Genomic DNA, 19,487 nt, shown 5'->3' with positions numbered 1-19,487 from the left:
ATGCAAGCTTTGGAGGTTAAGGGGAGAGAAAAGGGGGCAAGCTGGTAGAAGAAACGATTGCCGCCTGTTCAAGAATCGGAAGAAGGAGGCTGCGGATGGCCAAAAGCGATGAACTGGTGAAATACATTACTCAGCGTGTCGTTCAATACATGGAAACTCCCAAGGAGCAGCGAAAGCAGGTCCGTCTCGAGAAACGCGCCCGGGAGCCCTGGACCGTTCGCTGGTTCGGAATGCTGCCCATGGCGCTGTCCATGTGGGCGGATACCAAGAAAGCCAAAGGAAAGACGCCGGAGTCCCGCGAGTAGGGGGCCGGCGTCTTTCCTTTGGCTATGAGCATGGAGCAGGATGAGGGCGATGCGGCTTCTCGAAGGAGCCTAATAGAATTTACCCAGCGTGACGAGTACGGAAAGAGGAAGATAACGCGTGCCTTCCTGGTCCAGTGCCACGTATAAGGTGGCGTCCGACCATTCCTGGTAGCCGGTGACGGCAAAGGGATAAAGGGCCTGATTGTTGAAAAGCTTCGCGTTATACGTCATGGAAGAAGAGGCCGTGAGCGTCTTCTTCAAGGAAGCCGGATCCGTGACGGCAAGAGGCTGGCCGCTCACCCAGCGGACCAGGAGGAACGGGTCGAAGGCTTCCAGGCTCAGCCGGCCGGTAACTTGTGCCGGGCGGGAGGACTGGACAAGTCCTCCTTCCGGTGCCTGACGGGCTCCCGGATTCAGCTTGGTCAAGTCCAGAAGGCGGTCGCCCGATTTGGCGTCGAAGTAATAGATCTCGCTGCCGGAGGTAACCTTCCAGAAGCTTTCCGGGCCGAGCAGGTACATTCTTTCTTTGCGGTAACGGGTGCTCCCTGCGAATTCCTCATAGGTAAGGGAAGAAGGTAGAAGGGCATGCTGCATCATGGACTGATACAGCGTTCGCATGCTGAACAAGGGCTTGTCGCCGGTCCCGTATTCCCCGAGAACAAGGGAACCGTCCGCCGCCGCATGGACGACCAGATAACCGGCTTCTCCGTCGGAGCCTAAGACGGTAACCAGCCAGCTGTGCGTTCCGGGGCCCAAGGGAACCCGTTCCCACTTGGCACCGAGCCAAGCTTCGAACCCGGGCTCCGCCGAAAGCGAGCGGATCCATTCCGCCACCTGCTTGTCAAAGTCGGCCGGGGCGGGAGGAAGGAGGCTCGTGGAGGCGGCAGGCTTCTCCGTACCGGGAACCGGAACGGCTGGGGCGGCTCCGCCATTCTTCGCAGCGGAGGCGGCAGGAGCTGCCGGAACGGGGGCCTGCACAGGCTCGGAAGCATCGGTCTCGGCACCCGGGCCGGCCGGAGGAGCCCCGGTGCCGGAATCGGCCGCCGACGGCAAGTCACCTGGAGAAGCGGGAGTCGCCGGCGTTTTGGACGGGGATCCGGCAGTCTCGCTGGAAAGGGCTGAGTCGCCGTCTGCTATTATCGGCTCAGCAGCTGCTTGACGTGTCTTCGCCGCCTCCGGGGACGGAGAAGCGGCAGGAGCGGCGGCAGAAGACGAGGGTTGCTCGGGTTTTATGGTTCCTTGCCGGGCCGCTTGGGCGGGCTCTGGTTCACGGGCTTGTTCGGCGGCCGGCAAGCCTGCGGGGGATGGGGAACCCGCTTCGTTCATCGGCTGGCTGGAAGGGTGTACCTCCGCAGCTGTCCCTGCTTCCGCCGCGGCACGCTGATCCAAGCTTCCTTGTGACGTCCCTAAAGGAGCGCTTAGCAGGCTCATGCCGGCCAGGAGAAGGACGGCAGCCGTCGTCATCGCTTTGATCATAGATCCACCTCGTTAGTAAGTAAGACGTTATTCTCCCATTGTAGCTTTTAGAACAGGCAAAGTTTGTTTCTTTGTGGGAGGCAGGGGAGCGAATTGCTTTCGGAAGCGGAAGGGCTTTTTAGCGAGTTTCGTCGGCTGGCGTCAAACCGTCCCCTTTTAAGTGAAACAGCCCGCAGTTAATGACGGATACGTTGATTTGCGGCCGGTACTGCCATTCGGCTTCCCTCCGTCTCGCTTCGTACTGCTCCTGGATCTCCGGCTTCTTCTCGTCTTCCGAATGGCCGATCAGCTCCGTGTAGTAAGCGTCAATCCGCGCGAGCTCCTCCATCAACCGACGGTGGGCATGATCCGCCCAGGAATGATCGTAGTGCCCCAGCTTGATCTCCAGAAAAGCCTCCAGGAGCTGCACGGCACGCTCGGCGCTCATCCTGGCGGGCTTTACGAAAATGCTCGAAGGCAGGCGCGGGGTAAGCGGCCGGGCGGAGAGCCGGTCATGGAAGCCTTCGACGATTTCCCCGGTTCCGAGATGGATGCCCAAGGAATGCAGCTCATCCCGTTTCATGTCGCAGGCGAGCTCGACCTTGTAATTGATTCCGAGCCAGGTGGTGTATCCCGTCGAGAGGCCTGAGCTCCGGGGGGCCGCCGGTGCCGCGTGCTCTTCAAACAGACGGACGAAGCGGCCCTTTCGGGAAACCGCCCCGATGATCTGGTCGAGCCTGCGGCTTCCGAAGGTGACGTTGTCGGTCGGAATTCTTCCGGCAAGACCGGTCGGGGATACCCCGCTGATGCCAAAATAGCGTCCGAGAATGCTTTCCTGCCCTCCGGGAGACGTCCCCTGTCCCGATGGGGCAGAAGGAGCCGTAACGGAGCCGGAGACGGCTCCGTGCTGGCCCTGGCTGCCGGCGGGGAGGAAAGTCCCCCCCGAAACAGGCTGGCTGCCGAACGGGGCGCCGGGAGCGGAACCCGGCCTGCCGTGGGCGGCCGCTCCCGAGGGAGGAGCCGGAGGGCTGTACGCTTCCTGGTCGAAGACGAAGGTAAAGGTCATCGTCTCAGGAGGGGCTCCGGTCCGCTCGACGAAGTTCCAATAATAGGAGCGGCCGGTCAAGTCCTTATCCGCCTCAGGAGAGAGCTTAACGGTGAGATGCGCGGGACTCCGCTCCAGGATGCGGCAGCCCATCGTTTCCAGGTAATCGGTCACAAAACGGCTGATCTGCTCCGTATTCACTGACTGGCCCCCTTGGTGCCGGCGGAGGCGGTTCCCGTTTCCGGCAGTATATGCAGAAGGGAGGGGGAATCCGTCTCCTGGTCCGCTTCCTCCCGAAGCTCGGCCAGCGTTTCGCCGAAGCTGTCCAGCCGCTCTCGAATTTCCGCGTCGCTTCCGGATTCCAGCACCATTCTCATGAGCGAGGATTCGATGGAATTCTTCTTGTCGAATTTCTCCAGTATCGTATCCAACCCACCGATCACCATCTCGAACATATTAATCTTCTCATGCAGGAGGGAGAGGATATGCTCTTCGATCGTTCCCCGGGTCGACAGGTTGTAGATTTTCACATCATGCGTCTGCCCCAGGCGATGGACCCTTCCGATCCTCTGCTCCACCCGCATAGGGTTCCAGGGAAGGTCGAAGTTGATCATGTGGTGGCAGAACTGAAGGTTGATTCCTTCCCCGCCGGCTTCCGTCGCCACGAGCACTTGAGCCCGGCTGCGGAAGAGATCCATCATCCAGTCCTTCTTGCCTCGGTTCATGCCGCCCCGGTAAGGGACGGCCGATATACCGTGATCCTTAAGAAACTTCAGCAGGTATTCCTGGGAGGCGCGGTATTCCGTAAAGATAATGACCTTATCCCGGATGTCCTGAACGAGCTCCATTACCTTCTCCGCTTTCGTGTTGGCCTGGATGCCCTTGATCAGCTGGACCAGGTCCCAAATCTTCGCCCGGACGGGGGAATCCTCCGCCGTTTTCTTGAACAGGTTGACGAGCGTAAGGAACACGGCATCCCGGCTGGAGCATACTTCCCGCTGAAGCGTGACCAGGGACAGGACGCTCTGCACGTTCCGTCCGGACTCCTCGTATTTATGCTTCACGAAGTCGGTGACGCCGTCATACAGGGCCTTCTCTTCCGGAGATAGGGTGAGGGGGATGTTCTTGACGATCCGTTTCGTAAAATTCACCCCTCCGTCGCTTCGCCGGTTCCGCACCATCACCTTCGACAGCTCCTGCTGGAGGATGCCTTCGTTTTTCGGCACCCTTTTGTCCACTACGAAGTTGCTCTGGAAGCTTCCGTGGCCTCCAAGCTGGCCGGGCTTAAGCAGGGTGATCAAGTTGTAGAGCTCTCCGAGGTCGTTCTGGACGGGTGTAGCCGTAAGGAGAAGGCAGTATTTTTTGCGCAGCTCGTTGACGAACTGGTAGTTGCTCGTTTTCTTGTTCTTCAGCTTATGGGCCTCGTCGATAATCAGCATGTCGTAGTCGATGTTCATCACGATATCGCGATGGGGGGCCCGCTTGGCGGTATCCATGGACGCAACGATCACGTCACAGCCCGCCCACATGTATTCCTTCTTCTGCGCCGCCGCCGGAATCCCGAACTTCTGGTTGAGCTCCCTCACCCACTGGAGGACCAGGGAGGCCGGAACGAGAATAAGCACTTTGCGGATCAAGCCGCGGATCATATATTCCTTCAGCACCAGCCCCGCCTCGATCGTTTTGCCAAGTCCGACCTCATCGGCCAGAATGGCCCGCCCGCGCATCTCGAAAAGCACCTTCTTCGCCGTCTCGATCTGATGGGTCATCGGTTCGAGCTGGGGAATATGGCGCAGGCACTGCAGCTCGTCGAAGCTTTCGACCAGACGGGACTGCTCGGCTTCGAGCGCGAGGCGGTAGAGCGTCCAGTCGTCCCAGGGGCCGTTTTTATCCGAGCGGGTGTTCCATTCCGGTAACCAGCTCCGGTCAAAATGAATGGACAGCCGGTCATGAATGGGCCGCACCAGTATAGGATCTGTTGGCTGCATGGGGCAGACCTCCTGCGGGTGTAGGGTGGTGGATGAGTATAATAGAAGAAAGGGGTATGCCGTTTATCCTTGTAGTATGAACCAAAGGCTGCCATTTCATAACCCGCCGTCCCGCAAGGAGAACGTCCTTAGACGCTGGACCCGAATCGCTTTCCCTAGCAAGAGATTGTTGCTATACTTAAGATTCATGCTTTGCCGCATCCGACTCAAGAAAGAAGGGATACCATGACGGCCCAATGGAGATGGATCCGGTCGGGGAAGGCTTCCCCGGCCTACAATATGGCGTTAGACGAAGCGATTCTCACCGCTCACAGCGAAGGGGCGGCACCGCCCACGGTGCGTTTCTACGGCTGGGAGCCGGCGGGTCTCAGCATCGGCTATTTTCAAAAGTTCTCCGAGGTGGATCGGGAGGAGGTCCGCCGGCGCGGAATCGGCTTTGTCCGACGGGCGACGGGAGGAAGGGCCGTTCTGCATGACCGGGAGCTGACCTACAGCATTATCGTCTCGGAGAAATACCCGGGGCTGCCAAGCGGGGTGACGGACGCCTACCGGGTGCTGAGCGAAGGCCTGCTACAGGGCTTCCGCAACCTGGACCTCGATGCCAAGATGGTTAATCTGGCTACCGAAGAGGAGAAGACCAAATACGCGTCCGCCGGCTCGGCGGCCTGCTTTGATTCGCCTTCTTGGTACGAGCTCGTCGTGGAAGGACGCAAAGTAGCCGGAAGCGCCCAAACGAGGCAGAAGGGCGTGGTGCTGCAGCACGGCTCGATTTTGCTCGATCTTGATGTGCAGGAGCTCTTCTCCCTGCTGAATTTCCGCACGGAGGCCCTCCGGGAGCGGATGATGGCTTCGTTCGTTCAGAAAGCGGTAGCGATCAATGACATCAAGCGGAGCTTGGGCAGAGACCGTGTGGAGCTTCCGGAAGTGGAGGCTGCCTTCGTGAAGGGGATAGCCGCCGGGATGGGCATTGAACTAAAGGAAGAGGAGCTCACCCCCTATGAGCGGGAGCTGGCGGAACGGTTAGCCCGGGAGAAGTATTCGTCGGACGAATGGAATTTGCGGCGATAATTCTCGTAGGACAAGCTTAAGCCCCCGGGCGGCTGCATTAGGCCGGCGGGGGCTGGTAGGGGGAAGGTATTACCGGTTATGAAGAGGCAACACTGTGCTTAGCTTGGGTTAGTCTTTGAAACGTTTAGGCATGGGTGTTTCGGCTTAAGTGGCTAGGCCTGAGTGTTTAGGCTAAGCCTATTCATGCGTGATATCCTTTTCGTATGCCTTTTAGTTAGGGAGCCGGCCGGTTTGACGGGCGATTTCTTGAACGAAGCGTTCCTGGAGGAGGCGGGTGACGGGACCGGGGCGTCCGTTCCCGATCCGCCGTCCGTCCACTTCGATAACAGGCGTAACCTCGACGGTCGTCCCGGTGACGAACGCTTCCTCTGCTGCGAGAAGCTCTTCGATAGAGAACGGTTCCTCTTCGACGGGGAGAGCCAGCTCTTGCGCCAGGCGGAAGACAACCTTCCGGGTAATGCCGTGGAGGATCAAGTTGTTGGCGGGATGGGTTCGGATGGCGCCATCGCGCACGATCATCAGGTTGGAGGCGCTGCACTCCGTGACCGTCCCGTTCCGATGGAGGACGACTTCGTTCACCCCGCGGTCCGCGGCTTCCTGTTTGGCCAGAACGTTCGGCAGAAGATTCAGGGACTTGATGTCACACCTCAGCCAGCGGATATCCGGAACGGTTACGGCGGTGATTCCCCTCTCCATGCCTGCTGCCGGGCGAGCCGCTTCCGTGCAGTAGGCCATGAGGACAGGCGTGCATTCGGCTGGGAAGCCATGAGCCCGGGGGGCGCAGCCACGGGTGATCTGCAGATAGAGCGTGCCTTCGGTGACTCCGGAGGCTTGAACGAGATCGTCCAGACGTCTCGTCAATTTATCGGCCGAATAGGGCAAAGAGAGCCGAATTTCGCGTGCGCTGCGGAGGAGACGCTCCTTATGGGCCTCAGGCTCGAAGAGGCGCCCGTTGTACAGACGAAATACTTCATACACGCCGTCTCCGAAATAATACCCCCGGTCCTCGGGAGAGACGGCAACTTCGTTACGCTCCAAGATGGCGTCATTATACAAGATCATGTGGTGTTTTCCTCCTTATGTACCTATATGTTGATTCTAACAGAGGCTTTTATGTTTAAAATGACATGTAGCCGTACGCTTGTCAAATCGGCCGAGAGTTAACAAATTCTTAAAATCTCTCATTTTCAGCCCCATACGGCCTTCATGAAATAGAGAGAAAGGAGGAGAAAACACAAGAAAAGAGAGACAAGATCCGATATTTTTCGGCTAATTCGCCTTTTCTTCGCTCGAAGCACTAGATGTTGTGTGGTATTATGATTTTCGCACACAATATATTGTGATACCTACATAAAATACATCAGCTGCCATTATGTACGATTATTCGATGTCCTATTATCCGAGGAGGGTGCTTGCAATGAAAACTGCACAACTGAAACGTCTGGAAGGCCTTAGCGAGAAAATATTCCTGGATCGTTATGCCATGAAGGATGCGGATACCAACAATACCAAAGTAGGCGATACGGTTCTGGTTCTGACCAAGGATGATCCTAAATTTCCAGCTAAGGAAGTAGGAGAGATCGTCCGCCGGGAAGGCAAGAACGTAACGGTCAAGCTCCGCAGCGGAGAGCTGTTCGAGTCGACGATCGAGAAGCTTACCTTAAATAAAGAGAGCACGCCGGAGCAGCTGTGGGACCGTTTGGCCAAGGCCATGGCATCCGTAGAAGCTACTCCCGAGAAGCAGAAGGAATGGACGGAGAAGTTCCGTTACCTGCTGGAGGACTGGAAGCTCGTTCCCGGCGGACGGATTGCCGCAGGAGCCGATGCGAGCGACGAGCTGACGCTCTTCAACTGCTATGTCGTTCCGTCTCCGCATGACAGCCGCGGCGGCATTATGGCCACGCTGTCCGAGATGACGGAGATCATGTCCCGCGGCGGCGGGGTGGGCATCAACCTGTCTTCCCTTCGTCCCCGCCGGGCGGTGGTAAAAGGTGTGAACGGGTCCTCCTCCGGTGCCGTTTCCTGGGGCGGTCTGTTCAGCTACACGACGGGGCTCATCGAGCAGGGCGGAAGCCGCCGCGGCGCGCTCATGCTGATGATCAACGACTGGCACCCGGATCTGCTGGACTTCATTACCGTTAAGCAGACCATGGGCCAGATCACCAACGCCAACCTGTCCGTTTGCGTAAGCAACGACTTCATGAAGGCCGTTAAGGAAGATTTGGAATGGGAGCTTGTTTTCCCGGATACGAAGGACGAAACCTATGACGCTACCTGGGACGGAGACCTCGCGAAGTGGAAGGCTGCCGGCAAAGCGGTTGTTCCGTTCCGTACGGTTCGGGCCCGCGAGGTTTGGCATACCATTATCGAGTCTGCCTGGAAATCGGCCGAGCCGGGCGTCGTGTTCATGGAATACTACAACCAGATGTCGAACTCCTGGTACTTCAACCCGATCATCTGCACTAATCCGTGCGGAGAGCAGGGACTTCCGGCTTGGGGCGTCTGCAACCTGTCGGCGGTCAACCTATCGAGATTCTATGACGAAGAAAACCACGATGTGGCCTGGGAGGAGCTGGGACGTGCGGTTCGCTACTCGACCCGCTTCCTGGACAACGTGATCGATAAAACGCCTTACCACTTCGAAGAAAACCGCATCAACCAGCAGGGAGAGCGCCGGATCGGCCTCGGAACGATGGGTCTTGCCGAGCTGATGATCAAGCTCGAGGTCCGTTACGGCAGCCCGGAATCGCTGGACTTCCTGGATAAGCTGTACGGGTTCATGGCGAAGGAAGCCTACCTGGCTTCGGCAGAGATCGCCGAAGAGAAGGGCTCGTTCGAGCACTTCATCGCCGATAAATTCCTGCAGTCCGGCTTCATGAAGAACATGGTCAGCGTGTACCCCGAAGTCGGCGCCGCCGTTCAGAAGAAGGGCATGCGCAACGTGACGGTCATCACCCAGGCGCCTACGGGAAGCACCGGAACGATGGTCGGAACGTCGACGGGGATCGAGCCTTACTTCGCGTTTGAATACTTCCGTCAAAGCCGTCTCGGCTTCGACAAGCAGTATGTGCCGATCGCAAAGGAATGGATGGACCAGCATCCGGGTGAAGAGCTTCCGGCTCACTTCGTCACCTCCATGGATTTGTCGGCGGAGAATCACATCCGCGTGCAGGCCGCTATCCAAAGATGGGTCGACAGCTCCATCTCGAAGACGGCCAACTGCCCGGCCGACTTCACGGTAGAAGAGACCGAGCGTCTCTATGAGCTGGCCTTCGACCTCGGCTGCAAAGGGGTCACGATCTACCGTGACGGCAGCCGCGACGTCCAGGTTCTCTCCACCGAGAAGAAGGAAGAGAAGAAGACGGAAGCCGCCGCTCCTGCCGCTTCGTCCGAAAGCGACGATGCCGCGATCAACAGCCTAACTGAGAGCCTGCCGGTAAACGTGGACGCATCGACGAAGCAGGTCTTCGACAAAGAATACAAGAGCCGTCCGCAGGTTCTGCGCGGCGCCACTTATAAAGTGAATACTCCGTTCGGCATGGCGTACATTACGATCAACGACCTGAACGGCACGCCGGGCGAAATCTTCCTTAATGTGGGCAAAGCCGGCTCCGACGTCTTCGCTATGTCCGAAGCACTGGGCCGCGTCTGCTCCTTGTTCCTCCGCTACGGAGACCACGGCAACAAGGTGAACCTGCTGATCAAGCACCTGAAAGGCATCGGCGGCTCCGGTGCGATCGGCTTCGGCGTCAACCGGGTGGAATCCATTGCGGATGCCGTAGCCAAAGCACTCGAGACGCACATCGAAGCTACCGCCGCCGGCGATACGCAAGCCACAGCGCTTCCGGAGCTGAGCGTGAAGATAACCGAACCGGCTGCACCGGCTCCTGCCGCAGGTCACCAAGGCCACGGGGCAGCGGATACGGGAAGCAAGGATATCTGCCCTTCCTGCGGCTCGATCTCGCTGATCAACTCCGAAGGCTGCAAAAACTGTGCAAACTGCGGATACAGCCGCTGCAGCTAATGAAAAAGACCCCTTAGGGGGTCTTTTTTTGCTTGTGTGGTGTCATATTTGTTGAGAATTTCTTCCACCTTAGTGATAAAAATTAATCATAATTTGTGATAATGCATAAATATACTTGAGTATACATTTTGGATTTTTGGCAAATAAATAATATTGTGTAGGGGCTATTCTTAAAAATAAATTGATTAGCCCTTTTTTGTTAATTTGCATGTCAAATTGAACGATTGCAAGGTGTTATTTCTTAAATGTCTAAATTTCTAATTCGCCCGCGTCCAGAACCTGATGAGAGTATAAGTAGTTTTCTTATAAGAGTCTCTCAAAGCAACCAAATTCAGCCTCAGTTCATCTATAAATTATTGAGCATTTATGATGACTCGAGTATAAGTAGTTATTTTCTTGATACTATTGAAATTTCTAAAAAGGATTTAAGTTTATTAGAAAACTTAGTATGTTATGAAGAAGAAATTCTTAAAAAAATGTTTATATTCCCATTTGATAAGTCGGGTAATGAATATATATACTTCGATGCTAATGTAAATATAAGTTCAATATGTACCAAAAAGTTGAAAGTTTGCTCTTATTGCTTAAAAGAAAACAATTACTTCAGGAAAATATGGAGCTTAATTAATTTAACTTCTTGTCCAGTGCATTCTAGTATGCTTATTGATGATTGCCAACAATGCTTAAAACCTATTACCTGGTGGTCTCCAGATATATTTCGTTGTAGTTGCGGACATGAACATAAAAATTCTAAATTAATAGCCGCAAATGAAGAATGCTTATATTTGTCTGAGGTGATTTTCGAAAAATGTGGCACTAAAACAATTGATTTCTTACATAAAAGATCAAGCGTTTTAGATCAGATGAATTTTCAATCATTAAATAGTAGTATTTTGTTCATTGCAAAGTTCTTGGGTGAATGTAGAAACATCTCTCATTTTTCTAGTTTTAATTACAATCTAGAAGAGTTTTCAAGTTTACAAAGTAAAGTCATCAAAGTATTTTCTGATTGGCCAAATGAATTCTATAAATTTTTAGAGAAAGTAAAAGTAACTAATTCAAATAAGAAATACACTAATATAATGGGGGATTTTGGGCGGTTTTATATTGAGTTATTTGCTTCTAGAAACGATAATTTAGTGATATTAAGGAAAGGATTTATCAATTATCTTTTAGAAAACTTCAACTCCTATTCCAATCCCAATTTCCCTAACATTGTTAATATGTATGAAGAGTTAGTTCTTACGGGGTCTCCGGCAGCGCGATATTTAAAAACATCTAGAGAAAAACTCATTAGGTTAATAGATAATCATGAAATTAAAGGCCAAATTTCCAAAAAATCAACAGGCACTTCCATAATTGTGATTAAAAAGAGTCTTGAGGAGTATAAGACTAATAAAGATAAAAATGATCAGCAATTTCTCAGTTATCAGGAAGTTCAAAAATATTTGAATGTAGGGTTCGGGATAGATGACATCGAAAAATATGGATATATTGAGTATTCATATAAGGACAACTACAACTCGAAATATTTTGAAAAACATTCAATTGATAAACTAATTAACAGTTTGAAAAGTAAGGTGATCTATCAAGTTACAGATGAAAGTTCAATGATTAATTTTCAAAAAGTGGTTAACATTGGGCAGGCGAATAAACTTTGCTCCTCCGGAAGGCTTGTTGAAATGATTGTTAATGAAGAACTTCTACCATGTGCAATTGGGACAGGGATTGGCTTAAATGCATTAATGTTTAATAAAATGGATGTCAAGGATTTTTTTAGACAGAAAATCATTGAGATTCAAGGCGAAGACTTACGAACTGTAGAAGTTGCACGCATGTTTAGTGTGAAGGAGCATTGTGTGAATTTTTGGGTGAAGATTGGGATTTTAGAAGCTACAAACCATGGGAAATTTCCTTTTAAAGTCTTCAATAAGATGTCTATTCAAAGATTCCAAGAAACATATATATCAAAAAATGGAATAAAGAATGAATATTTATCTAATCTGAAAATTTCAATTCGGAAATTAGAGGAATTAGGTTTAAAACCGATAACAGGATATAAAATTGATGGTGGCTTTAAATATATGTATTTGGTGAAAGATGTGAAAACTCTTTTAAATAACGTAGTGAATTAAGTAGCATGTATTGGATAGTTGCCTATCCCTTTTTGTATCGCACGAATTATTTGGCAGTGAGACTAGATGAGTAATAGAACTAGTCACTGCCTTTTTTGTTTTATCCTGAGTAAATCTCATGAAATTGAGCTGAAGATTGCAAACCCATGTTTGTTTAACCTGAAAAAAGTCAATACTTTATCATAAATTATGAAAGGGACAGAGGCGAATGAGAGATGCCATACAAACCAGCTCGAGTAATTAAGCCCAAAAGAAAAGGCTTCCGCGGGAAAGAACCATTTCTTAAAACAGGCGATATGATCCATTGGGAAAGTTTCCTTGAAAGGAATTTCATTAGATTAGCTGACTTTGATCTGCAAGTTGATGAGATTTTTTATCAGCCAGTCTGTATCCATTATTCTCTAAATGGTAAGAAGCATAAGTATTTTCCGGATTTCAAATTAATCCTAAAAGATGGTCGTGTTTTCATTATTGAGGTGAAAGCTCTTCGATTTAAGAATTCCTCCAAAAATGTTATTAAGTATGAAGTTGGCCGTAAATTTTGCGAAGCTCAGGGGTGGCATTATGAAGTTTTCACAGAAGTGGAAATAAATCCAGGGCATTTGCAAACCAACCTTTCATTGCTTCGTCACCTTGGGACTCAAGAAGTGACGGACAAAATTATGGATGATATTTTGGATCAATTAAAGTTAAAAACCGCAATGTATCTTTTTGACTTGCGGGAGTCTTGTGCAGAAATTGATGAGGAGAGCTTCTATAAGGCCGTTTATCAATTGATATATCTACAAGAGATTTCAACAGATCTAATTAATGTAAAGCTTTCTGACGATTCAATATTACGATTTTCAATTGAGGAGGATAGAAGTTCATGTTCATAGATTTCAAGTATGGGACGCAATTTCGAATTGGAACTAACCTATTTGAAGTGCTTCGGCACAGAGATGATGACGTTGAACTGCTTAATATAACGCATGACACGAAGGAATTACTGTCTATTAATGAGATCTTGACTGCTTACAACGAGAAAAAGTTAACTGTTCTGCATGAAGGTCAAGACTCTGATGTTATTGAATACAGTACAAAAGATTATACTGATGCTCAAAACGATATTATGGAGAAACGTTATAGGGCGATTGAGCCTATCATTAAACGAACAATAAGGCCATCACAGTTTCAGGATTATGTTGATAATTATCCTGAGGAATTAAAGCCCAATGGCTCGATTTCTCTCGCGTCGATTTATAGATGGTTAGATTTATGGTATAAGCGGATGAACAAATTTGACTTAATTCCAAAAACGAGGGGACCAAAAGATCATCGAGTCTCTGCAGAAATAATGAACGAAGTTTCTCGTATTATTTTTAAATATGGAAGCAAAGCGGAGTATGTTACGATTAAAGACGAATTTGATGTGCTTGATGCTGAAATAAAAAAAATTAATTTGACAAGGGCGGGCCATGAACAGCTAAAGAATGTTTCGGAATCGACATATAGAAGGATACGGAAAGAAACAGTAGATACATATGAGCGTGATAAAGAGCACATGGGGGCAAACCAAGCGGATTTGAAACACAATGGTGTACATTCAAATGCAAGAGCAACACGTCCACTTGAATGTATGGAATGTGATTGGACGCCAATTGACTGTTTAATCGTAGACTTTGAACTTGACGAGTTATTTCGTCCGGTTATTATGTACGGAATTGACCAGGCAGTGGGCGAGCCGATGGGATTTAATATCATCTTTAAAAAGGAGCCTGATGCCGGTGATTGGAAACAATTAATTTTACATTGCATTCTACCGAAGACTGGATTTAAAGAGTTGTACCCACGGGTTGAAATGAATTGGACGGCATATGGTGTCCCTCAATCGATACTTTTGGATAATGCAAAAGTGAACGACGCGAAAGAAGTAGAAGAGATTTGTTCGGCTCTTCGAATCGGCCTTAGATATTGTGAAGTAGCATCCGGGCATCAAAAAGGTCAGGTTGAACATGCACTAGGAGATCTAAATCACAAAGCATTTCAAGGATTAGTCGGTTCACTCTTTTCAAATCCTACAGAAAAAGGACAATATAACTCAGCAGCGAAAGCGGTGGTCGATATTAAAGGACTGTATCATATCGCACACATAGCAATTGTTGACATGGTCGCTAACAATTTTAATAGAGGGCAGAACATCCAAGGGGTTCCAGAGCATTTATGGTCTAAAGGCTTAAAAGAAATGAAGATACATCCTCAATTACCTGCAAAACGGCAGTATTTAGAGTTACTTTTCTCTTCAAACAGTGATACACGTACGATTGGTCCTCGTGGAATAGAACTCAGGGGTCATCACTTTTTTAGCGATGAATTAAATGAACTAAGAAAGCGATTGGAACGTGAAGGTAGAAGTCGTGAAGTCTTGATTCGCTGGGGCTCTGATTTAAGGGTTATTTATGTAAAAGACGAATTTAATAAACGTTATATTGAAGCCTGTATTAAAAGTGGAGGCCTGGAACGGAAAAAGATGGATAAGAATCACATGATCCATGCGGAGTTGCTGGAATATCTGACAAACAAAGATGGTAGTGCATTTAATGACTACGATTCATCTCTGCAGGGTAGGGCTAGACTAGAAATAGAAGAAATTCAAAAAGAATGTAAATTGGAGTATCAAGGGATTCGTAGAAGAAAAAGTAGGGAAGCAGCAGCTAATGAGACTGTAGCCAGTGCAACTAAAGGTGTTCCTATCGAACAACTTCCTGGACTAGCAGAAGCTATGAATATATCGATGCTGAATCCTGAGGAAAGTCGCGGAGGTATAAAACCATCCAAATCTGCTAATAATCAGAATGAATCTATTATTGAGCAACCTAAACCTGGTGCCTTGCATGTTGACATCGTAGATCTAGATAAAATTGCAGACAGTTGGGGGAGTGGTCGAAAGGAGATAATTTAGTTGGAGTTTGAACGGTTAGAAGGAAAAGCACCTGATTCGAAGGAATTGAAGAGACGTGTTGAACATGTTAAAAAGATCATTGTCCATCACCCAAAGTATGAAATTCTGCTTGAGTAATTGGAAACGATCCTAGACTTGTCAGAAGGCTCAGTAAGTCCAGATGGCCTATTCATTTTTGGGCCAACTGGAGCTGGCAAAAGTACTGTGACTAAGGAATTTACAGCTAGATATCCTCGTGAAGTTAAAGAAACTGATGATCGAAAATATACGCATATACCCGTATTAAGGGTGGTCGTTCCTCCAAAAGCTACACCGAGGATGCTGGCATCGAAAGTACTGGAAGATATGGGGGATCCCTTCAGCCATAAAGGATCCGAATCTGAGTTGACCAGTCGTATCCATCACTTTGTTAAGGAACTTGGGATTAAAGTCATTATTTTTGACGAGTTCCAGCATCTAATTGATGCCGACACCGAATATGTGTTAGCGACAGCATCAAACTGGGTTAAAACATTTACTGAAGAAATTGGAATTTCTGTTATTCTCTGTGGAATGCCAGAATCAGTAAAAGTTTTTATTAGCAATCCCCAATTGGATCGAAGATTTTGTAACAAAGTTGCGTTAGAAGCTTTCGCATATGGTACCGTTGAGGAGATTCTTACTTTTAGGGTATTTCTTCAAAAAGTTGATAAATTACTTCCTTTTGCTGAATTGGCGAATCTAGCTGATCCTCGAATGGCAGATAAACTGTACTTTATTTCGATGGGGATACCTTTTTATGTAATGAAGTTACTTGAATATGCAACCTATATTGCAGCTAAGGCGGGCGCTGATAAAATAACTGAAGCACATCTGGCGAAGGCGCTTATGAAAGTAAAACAAGTGGCTAGACCATTTGTTGCAAATCCCTTTACTGACCCAAATTTTGATTTAGAAACAGCGCTTGGAATTGAGAATGATGCGATGAATAAGTACAAAGAGAAACTGATGATTAAAAGGAAAAAAGGAAGAAAATCAAAGATAGCTCAAGGAACTTCGCTAAATGTATAAAAGGTTAAAAAACGGCGGCCCCCAGGCCGCCGTTTAATTTTTATCAAAAACTTCCATCAATATGTTCTTCGCTTTTTTCAATTCTTTGGGACTAATCGAAAGAAGAAGATCAATGATTTGTTCTAAATCAGAAGATCTCCCTTTTGTTTGGTTGTTTATCCTAGTATAAGAGAAGAGTTCAATTACCCCAACATTTAATGCATGTGCAATCTTTGTAAGATTAAGCACAGAGATATTTGTTTCCGCTCGTTCAACTCCGCCAATATAGGTGTAGTTTAAGTTCGCCAACTCACCTAATTGCTCTTGTGACAATCCCTTTTCTTTTCGTAAGTCCCGTATCCGTTTACCAATTAATTTCAAAATTGATTCAGACATTAGCTACACCTCTAAGTGAAGTGTAGTCAACCAAAATACAGATAAACACGAGAGAAAAATGGTATTTACAAGTCAATACTATATATATGTATTATCAATCTATCATTTGGCAATAATAGGACTAATAGAATAACAGGAGGTGTAACTAGTGTGGAAAAATTAATCGATGTATTTCCAACTGAGCAAGCTGTGATAACAGAGAAAGGAATATTATATAAAGGAAACACTTATACCTGCAGTATTGCAATACGTGAACAGTGGTATGGTAAATTCTCAGGAGATATACCTATTTTCGTTGATAATTTCGACGAAGGTTACATTTTAGTCTTGTTGAGAGATGGAAGTTTAACAATAGCATTACGTATTTCCAATCATATGGATGCCAATGAACAAAGTATCGAAAGTTTTCAAGCGCGAATTCGTTCACTTAAAGACCAATTAAAGAGTCGTAACAATAGAGGCTGGAAACGATGAAAAATGAAATGCATAAACAATTGCTAATTCGACCTTTTATCGTAAGTGATGAGAGTATATCAGGCTTCCTTTACCGAGTATCTATAATGAATAGATACCGATTTTCGTACCTCTATAATTATCTGCACTTATCGATCTATGAAGCACAGAATAATGAATTTAATCAAGAAGCATTACAGATGTTTGCAGCATTAGTAGATAGAGAAAATGGTTTTATTAATGAGAGGAACGGATACAAATTAAAAAGTTTTTTAGGAGCAGAACTATACACGAAAATTATTATGAAAAATAAAGTCAAATACTGTCCTATATGTATCCAAGAAAAATACTATCATCGAACAGCTTGGTGTTTTACTCCATTTCATCTATGTATCGTGCATAAAGTAAAGTTGGTTGATCAATGCCCACAGTGCAGGCAAATGATTAGTTTGTCAGCTTTTATGAATCGCGAGTGTGAAAAGTGTTTCTTTAATTTCGAGATCATACAGCCCGACGTGTGTGATAATTTAATTTTTTTTGAATCACAAACAAATATACAAAATGCCTTATGGGAAAAAGATAGATTTGTTATTGCGAATTGTAATTTTAATAAGTTTTTTCGATTGGCATACTGTAGTTTTCACTTACTTATTGGTGGGATCGATTATACCGCGATGTCTGCAGAACATTTATCGTTTTTTCATAATCAGTTTGAGGGTGTGAGAAGTGGGCTAAAGTTAGCAATTGGACTAGCCAATGTATATTGGATGTATTTAGATTTTCCAAATAACTTCTACATGGTTCTGAATGACTTTTTAAAGCGAAATGTAGGAAGTCAACGATATGAACGACTTAGTGCTTTCGGAATTATACTTGAGGAACCCGAATTTTATATGATTGCTGAGGCATATAACGCTTACTTTATAAAACAAATTGATAATGGGAATGTCCGGAAAGATTTTTCTGTATTCAAAAGAAATCCTAACTTACTAGAGCATAGAGGTAGAGTTCGAAGGGAAGAAGTAAGACAGACTACAGGTATTGCTTATGAAAAATTGCATGAATTGAACGATTATAACGAGTTACACATCGAAACAAAATATACAAACGGCCAGCAAAGATATTTAGTTGATAAATCAAAGTTAGATAGCTACTTGAGCACCAAACAGAATCTGATATCAAAAAAAGAGGTGGGTTTAATTTTTGGAATCATACCAAATTCTGTTCAAAAAATAGTTGATGCTGGCTACCTAACTCCAACGCGTCTGGCAAATTCTCCAAAAGTAAATTATCAATTTCAAGAAGTTAATAAGTTGGTTGAGGATTGTCTTGGTGTGGTCGTGGAAGAAATAAGTCCCTCTATGGTTAAATTCCATCATGTTTTATCTAAATATGCTAAGCATTCATTTACAATTCTAGAGATTATCTCTTTTACATTATCAGGACAACTTATGCCATATAGACTTAATGAAAGTAAAACTTTGGTTGAAAACTACTATGACGAGGAACAGCTTAAGGATTGTATGGAGCTAATTAAAAAAAGAAAGCAAGAAAAAAACGGAGTTTGCTTTAATGATGTAATGAAAATCTTGAAAGTTGGAGAGAAGAAATTATGGAAAGTGTTGAATGATGAAGGGATCAAGGCCGATTTTACATTAATTTGGAAGGACGGTAGGAAAAGGTACTATTTTAAAGAAGAGACCATTTCTAGAATCCAGGAATGCTTAAATTATAGGGGAAGGATTAGCTAAATGGGACTAGAAAAAATTAAGAAATTTATTAATGATGGTCGATATTTGGAACTTAGAATGGAAAAGGAGAAGTTACATATTTTAAAAAACACTATTCGTGAAGAACAAGATCAATTAAATATAAAACGAATGGTTTGGGCTGAATTAGGCGTTGTTGGAGAGTTTCAAATCTATAAGCGATTTGATTATAACTCAATTGAAGTGAAACACATACTTCATAATATAGGATTAATGCCGCTTGTTTCTTACATTAGAGGTAACAATCTAACGGATGAGGAGTTAGATATGATAGATCATATTTTCCCTAGAAAGAAACGATATTTGAGGTTTTATCCAAATCCAAAATTTAAGCAGTGTCAGAATGTTCCGCTGTTCAATACTGAAATTAACGACTTAAACTTAATTGAGAAAGTTGACTTGTGGAGACAAAGTTATCGTAATTTCGAGCAACTAAATAATAGTTGGAATAGAGAAAGAAAAATAGCTCTTACTTCACCAGAGTTAAGTATAAACACTAAATTTCCTTTAGAATGCGGTACATTTTCAATTTTAGAATCTCCTCCGATATATAGAACTGATATTTTGATTGGATTCCTTGATACTGAGACTATCTTGAAAAAGGCAGTTGTAGATATTGTCAAACTTGAAGATTTCGCGGCAAGAGGCTTTATAAATTTTAGCGATTTAAAATTGTTTAGGAAAGTTGTTGATGTTCAAAGGAGATACTGGCTGATAACTTTGCAAAAAGAGAAGGATAAGAAGGTTTATTTGGAAAATAGACTAAAAAGGTTATCCATGCTTAGCCAAATTTAAGAGAGCTCAGCGATTGCAACAAATCGTAGGTTAGATTACATGCGACTGCCTGTATACAATTGCAATAACACCGGAGGCTTTTTA

General features: G+C 46.6%; 15 protein-coding genes. 10 read left to right on the top strand and 5 right to left on the bottom strand.

The features are described from left to right. The first annotated feature begins 95 nt into the window (after positions 1 to 95). Positions 96 to 305, top strand: a complete 210-nt coding sequence (locus MJA45_RS18940; RefSeq protein WP_315603465.1) for a YqzE family protein — start codon at positions 96 to 98, stop codon at positions 303 to 305. 69 nt (positions 306 to 374) lie between these two features. On the opposite strand, the gene MJA45_RS18935 is transcribed toward MJA45_RS18940, so the two are convergent. The 3 genes from MJA45_RS18935 to MJA45_RS18925 all read right to left on the bottom strand — a co-directional run bounded on the left by MJA45_RS18935 (position 375) and on the right by MJA45_RS18925 (position 4,793). Continuing rightward, on the bottom strand, positions 375 to 1,781 hold the full coding sequence (locus MJA45_RS18935; protein WP_315603464.1) for a hypothetical protein: 1,407 nt from the start codon (positions 1,779 to 1,781) through the stop codon (positions 375 to 377). Positions 1,782 to 1,899: 118 nt separating this feature from the next. Continuing rightward, a complete protein-coding gene (locus MJA45_RS18930; protein ID WP_315603463.1) occupies positions 1,900 to 3,006 on the bottom strand; it encodes a YqhG family protein in 1,107 nt (368 codons plus the stop codon). Then, positions 3,003 to 4,793, bottom strand: coding sequence for a DEAD/DEAH box helicase (locus MJA45_RS18925; protein WP_315603462.1), 1,791 nt, complete (start codon positions 4,791 to 4,793; stop codon positions 3,003 to 3,005). Before MJA45_RS18925 ends, MJA45_RS18930 begins: the two co-directional genes overlap by 4 nt. A 225-nt stretch (positions 4,794 to 5,018) precedes the next feature. On the opposite strand from MJA45_RS18925, the gene MJA45_RS18920 reads away from it, so the two are divergent. Further along, the gene (locus tag MJA45_RS18920; RefSeq protein ID WP_315603461.1) at positions 5,019 to 5,861 is read left to right on the top strand and encodes a lipoate--protein ligase family protein; all 843 of its coding nucleotides are present in this window, start codon (positions 5,019 to 5,021) and stop codon (positions 5,859 to 5,861) included. A 210-nt stretch (positions 5,862 to 6,071) separates the two neighbouring features. Here MJA45_RS18920 and dat read toward each other — a convergent pair whose 3' ends face one another. Further along, positions 6,072 to 6,923 (bottom strand): D-amino-acid transaminase, encoded by an 852-nt coding sequence (gene dat, locus MJA45_RS18915; protein ID WP_315603460.1) that lies wholly within the window; start codon positions 6,921 to 6,923, stop codon positions 6,072 to 6,074. A gap of 355 nt (positions 6,924 to 7,278) precedes the next feature. Here dat and MJA45_RS18910 point away from each other — a divergent pair, with 355 nt between their 5' ends. The 5 genes from MJA45_RS18910 to MJA45_RS18890 all read left to right on the top strand — a co-directional run bounded on the left by MJA45_RS18910 (position 7,279) and on the right by MJA45_RS18890 (position 16,011). Continuing rightward, positions 7,279 to 9,885, top strand: a complete 2,607-nt coding sequence (locus MJA45_RS18910) for an adenosylcobalamin-dependent ribonucleoside-diphosphate reductase (RefSeq protein ID WP_315603459.1) — start codon at positions 7,279 to 7,281, stop codon at positions 9,883 to 9,885. A gap of 245 nt (positions 9,886 to 10,130) precedes the next feature. After that, entirely contained in the window at positions 10,131 to 12,020 is a 1,890-nt protein-coding gene (locus MJA45_RS18905) for a TniQ family protein (RefSeq protein WP_315603458.1), read from the top strand. 215 nt (positions 12,021 to 12,235) lie between these two features. Further along, positions 12,236 to 12,898, top strand: a complete 663-nt coding sequence (locus MJA45_RS18900) for a TnsA endonuclease N-terminal domain-containing protein (protein ID WP_315603457.1) — start codon at positions 12,236 to 12,238, stop codon at positions 12,896 to 12,898. Beyond that, positions 12,889 to 14,961 (top strand): hypothetical protein, encoded by a 2,073-nt coding sequence (locus MJA45_RS18895; RefSeq protein WP_315603456.1) that lies wholly within the window; start codon positions 12,889 to 12,891, stop codon positions 14,959 to 14,961. Before MJA45_RS18900 ends, MJA45_RS18895 begins: the two co-directional genes overlap by 10 nt. A gap of 135 nt (positions 14,962 to 15,096) precedes the next feature. Then, complete coding sequence (locus MJA45_RS18890; RefSeq protein WP_315603455.1) at positions 15,097 to 16,011, top strand: TniB family NTP-binding protein; 915 nt, start codon at positions 15,097 to 15,099, stop codon at positions 16,009 to 16,011. Between the two features lie 33 nt (positions 16,012 to 16,044). Here the strand turns inward: MJA45_RS18890 and MJA45_RS18885 are convergent, their stop codons facing one another. Then, positions 16,045 to 16,386 (bottom strand): helix-turn-helix domain-containing protein, encoded by a 342-nt coding sequence (locus MJA45_RS18885; protein WP_315603454.1) that lies wholly within the window; start codon positions 16,384 to 16,386, stop codon positions 16,045 to 16,047. Between the two features lie 150 nt (positions 16,387 to 16,536). Between MJA45_RS18885 and MJA45_RS18880 the strand changes: the two genes are divergently transcribed. Genes MJA45_RS18880 through MJA45_RS18870 form a run of 3 tightly spaced genes read left to right on the top strand, consistent with a single transcriptional unit; the run spans position 16,537 to position 19,403 of the window. Next, positions 16,537 to 16,860 (top strand): hypothetical protein, encoded by a 324-nt coding sequence (locus MJA45_RS18880; RefSeq protein ID WP_315603453.1) that lies wholly within the window; start codon positions 16,537 to 16,539, stop codon positions 16,858 to 16,860. Further along, positions 16,857 to 18,590 (top strand): TniQ family protein, encoded by a 1,734-nt coding sequence (locus MJA45_RS18875; RefSeq protein WP_315603452.1) that lies wholly within the window; start codon positions 16,857 to 16,859, stop codon positions 18,588 to 18,590. Before MJA45_RS18880 ends, MJA45_RS18875 begins: the two co-directional genes overlap by 4 nt. After that, on the top strand, positions 18,591 to 19,403 hold the full coding sequence (locus MJA45_RS18870) for a hypothetical protein (protein WP_315603451.1): 813 nt from the start codon (positions 18,591 to 18,593) through the stop codon (positions 19,401 to 19,403). It abuts the gene before it with no gap. Positions 19,404 to 19,487: the final 84 nt, after the last annotated feature.

Origin of the sequence: Paenibacillus aurantius (genome assembly GCF_032268605.1) — a bacterium.
Taxonomy (GTDB): domain Bacteria; phylum Bacillota; class Bacilli; order Paenibacillales; family NBRC-103111; genus Paenibacillus_AO; species Paenibacillus_AO aurantius.
The sequence above is the reverse complement of the archived record's forward strand: the minus strand, read 5'-3'. Positions and strand labels throughout refer to the sequence as shown.

Coding starts and splice junctions, on each gene's coding strand:
- MJA45_RS18940 (WP_315603465.1), top strand. CDS start 96: ATGGCCAAAAGCGATGAACTGGTGAAATACATTACTCAGCGTGTCGTT.
- MJA45_RS18935 (WP_315603464.1), bottom strand. CDS start 1,781: ATGATCAAAGCGATGACGACGGCTGCCGTCCTTCTCCTGGCCGGCATG.
- MJA45_RS18925 (WP_315603462.1), bottom strand. CDS start 4,793: ATGCAGCCAACAGATCCTATACTGGTGCGGCCCATTCATGACCGGCTG.
- MJA45_RS18920 (WP_315603461.1), top strand. CDS start 5,019: ATGACGGCCCAATGGAGATGGATCCGGTCGGGGAAGGCTTCCCCGGCC.
- dat (WP_315603460.1), bottom strand. CDS start 6,923: ATGATCTTGTATAATGACGCCATCTTGGAGCGTAACGAAGTTGCCGTC.
- MJA45_RS18910 (WP_315603459.1), top strand. CDS start 7,279: ATGAAAACTGCACAACTGAAACGTCTGGAAGGCCTTAGCGAGAAAATA.
- MJA45_RS18905 (WP_315603458.1), top strand. CDS start 10,131: ATGTCTAAATTTCTAATTCGCCCGCGTCCAGAACCTGATGAGAGTATA.
- MJA45_RS18900 (WP_315603457.1), top strand. CDS start 12,236: ATGCCATACAAACCAGCTCGAGTAATTAAGCCCAAAAGAAAAGGCTTC.
- MJA45_RS18895 (WP_315603456.1), top strand. CDS start 12,889: ATGTTCATAGATTTCAAGTATGGGACGCAATTTCGAATTGGAACTAAC.
- MJA45_RS18885 (WP_315603454.1), bottom strand. CDS start 16,386: ATGTCTGAATCAATTTTGAAATTAATTGGTAAACGGATACGGGACTTA.
- MJA45_RS18875 (WP_315603452.1), top strand. CDS start 16,857: ATGAAAAATGAAATGCATAAACAATTGCTAATTCGACCTTTTATCGTA.
- MJA45_RS18870 (WP_315603451.1), top strand. CDS start 18,591: ATGGGACTAGAAAAAATTAAGAAATTTATTAATGATGGTCGATATTTG.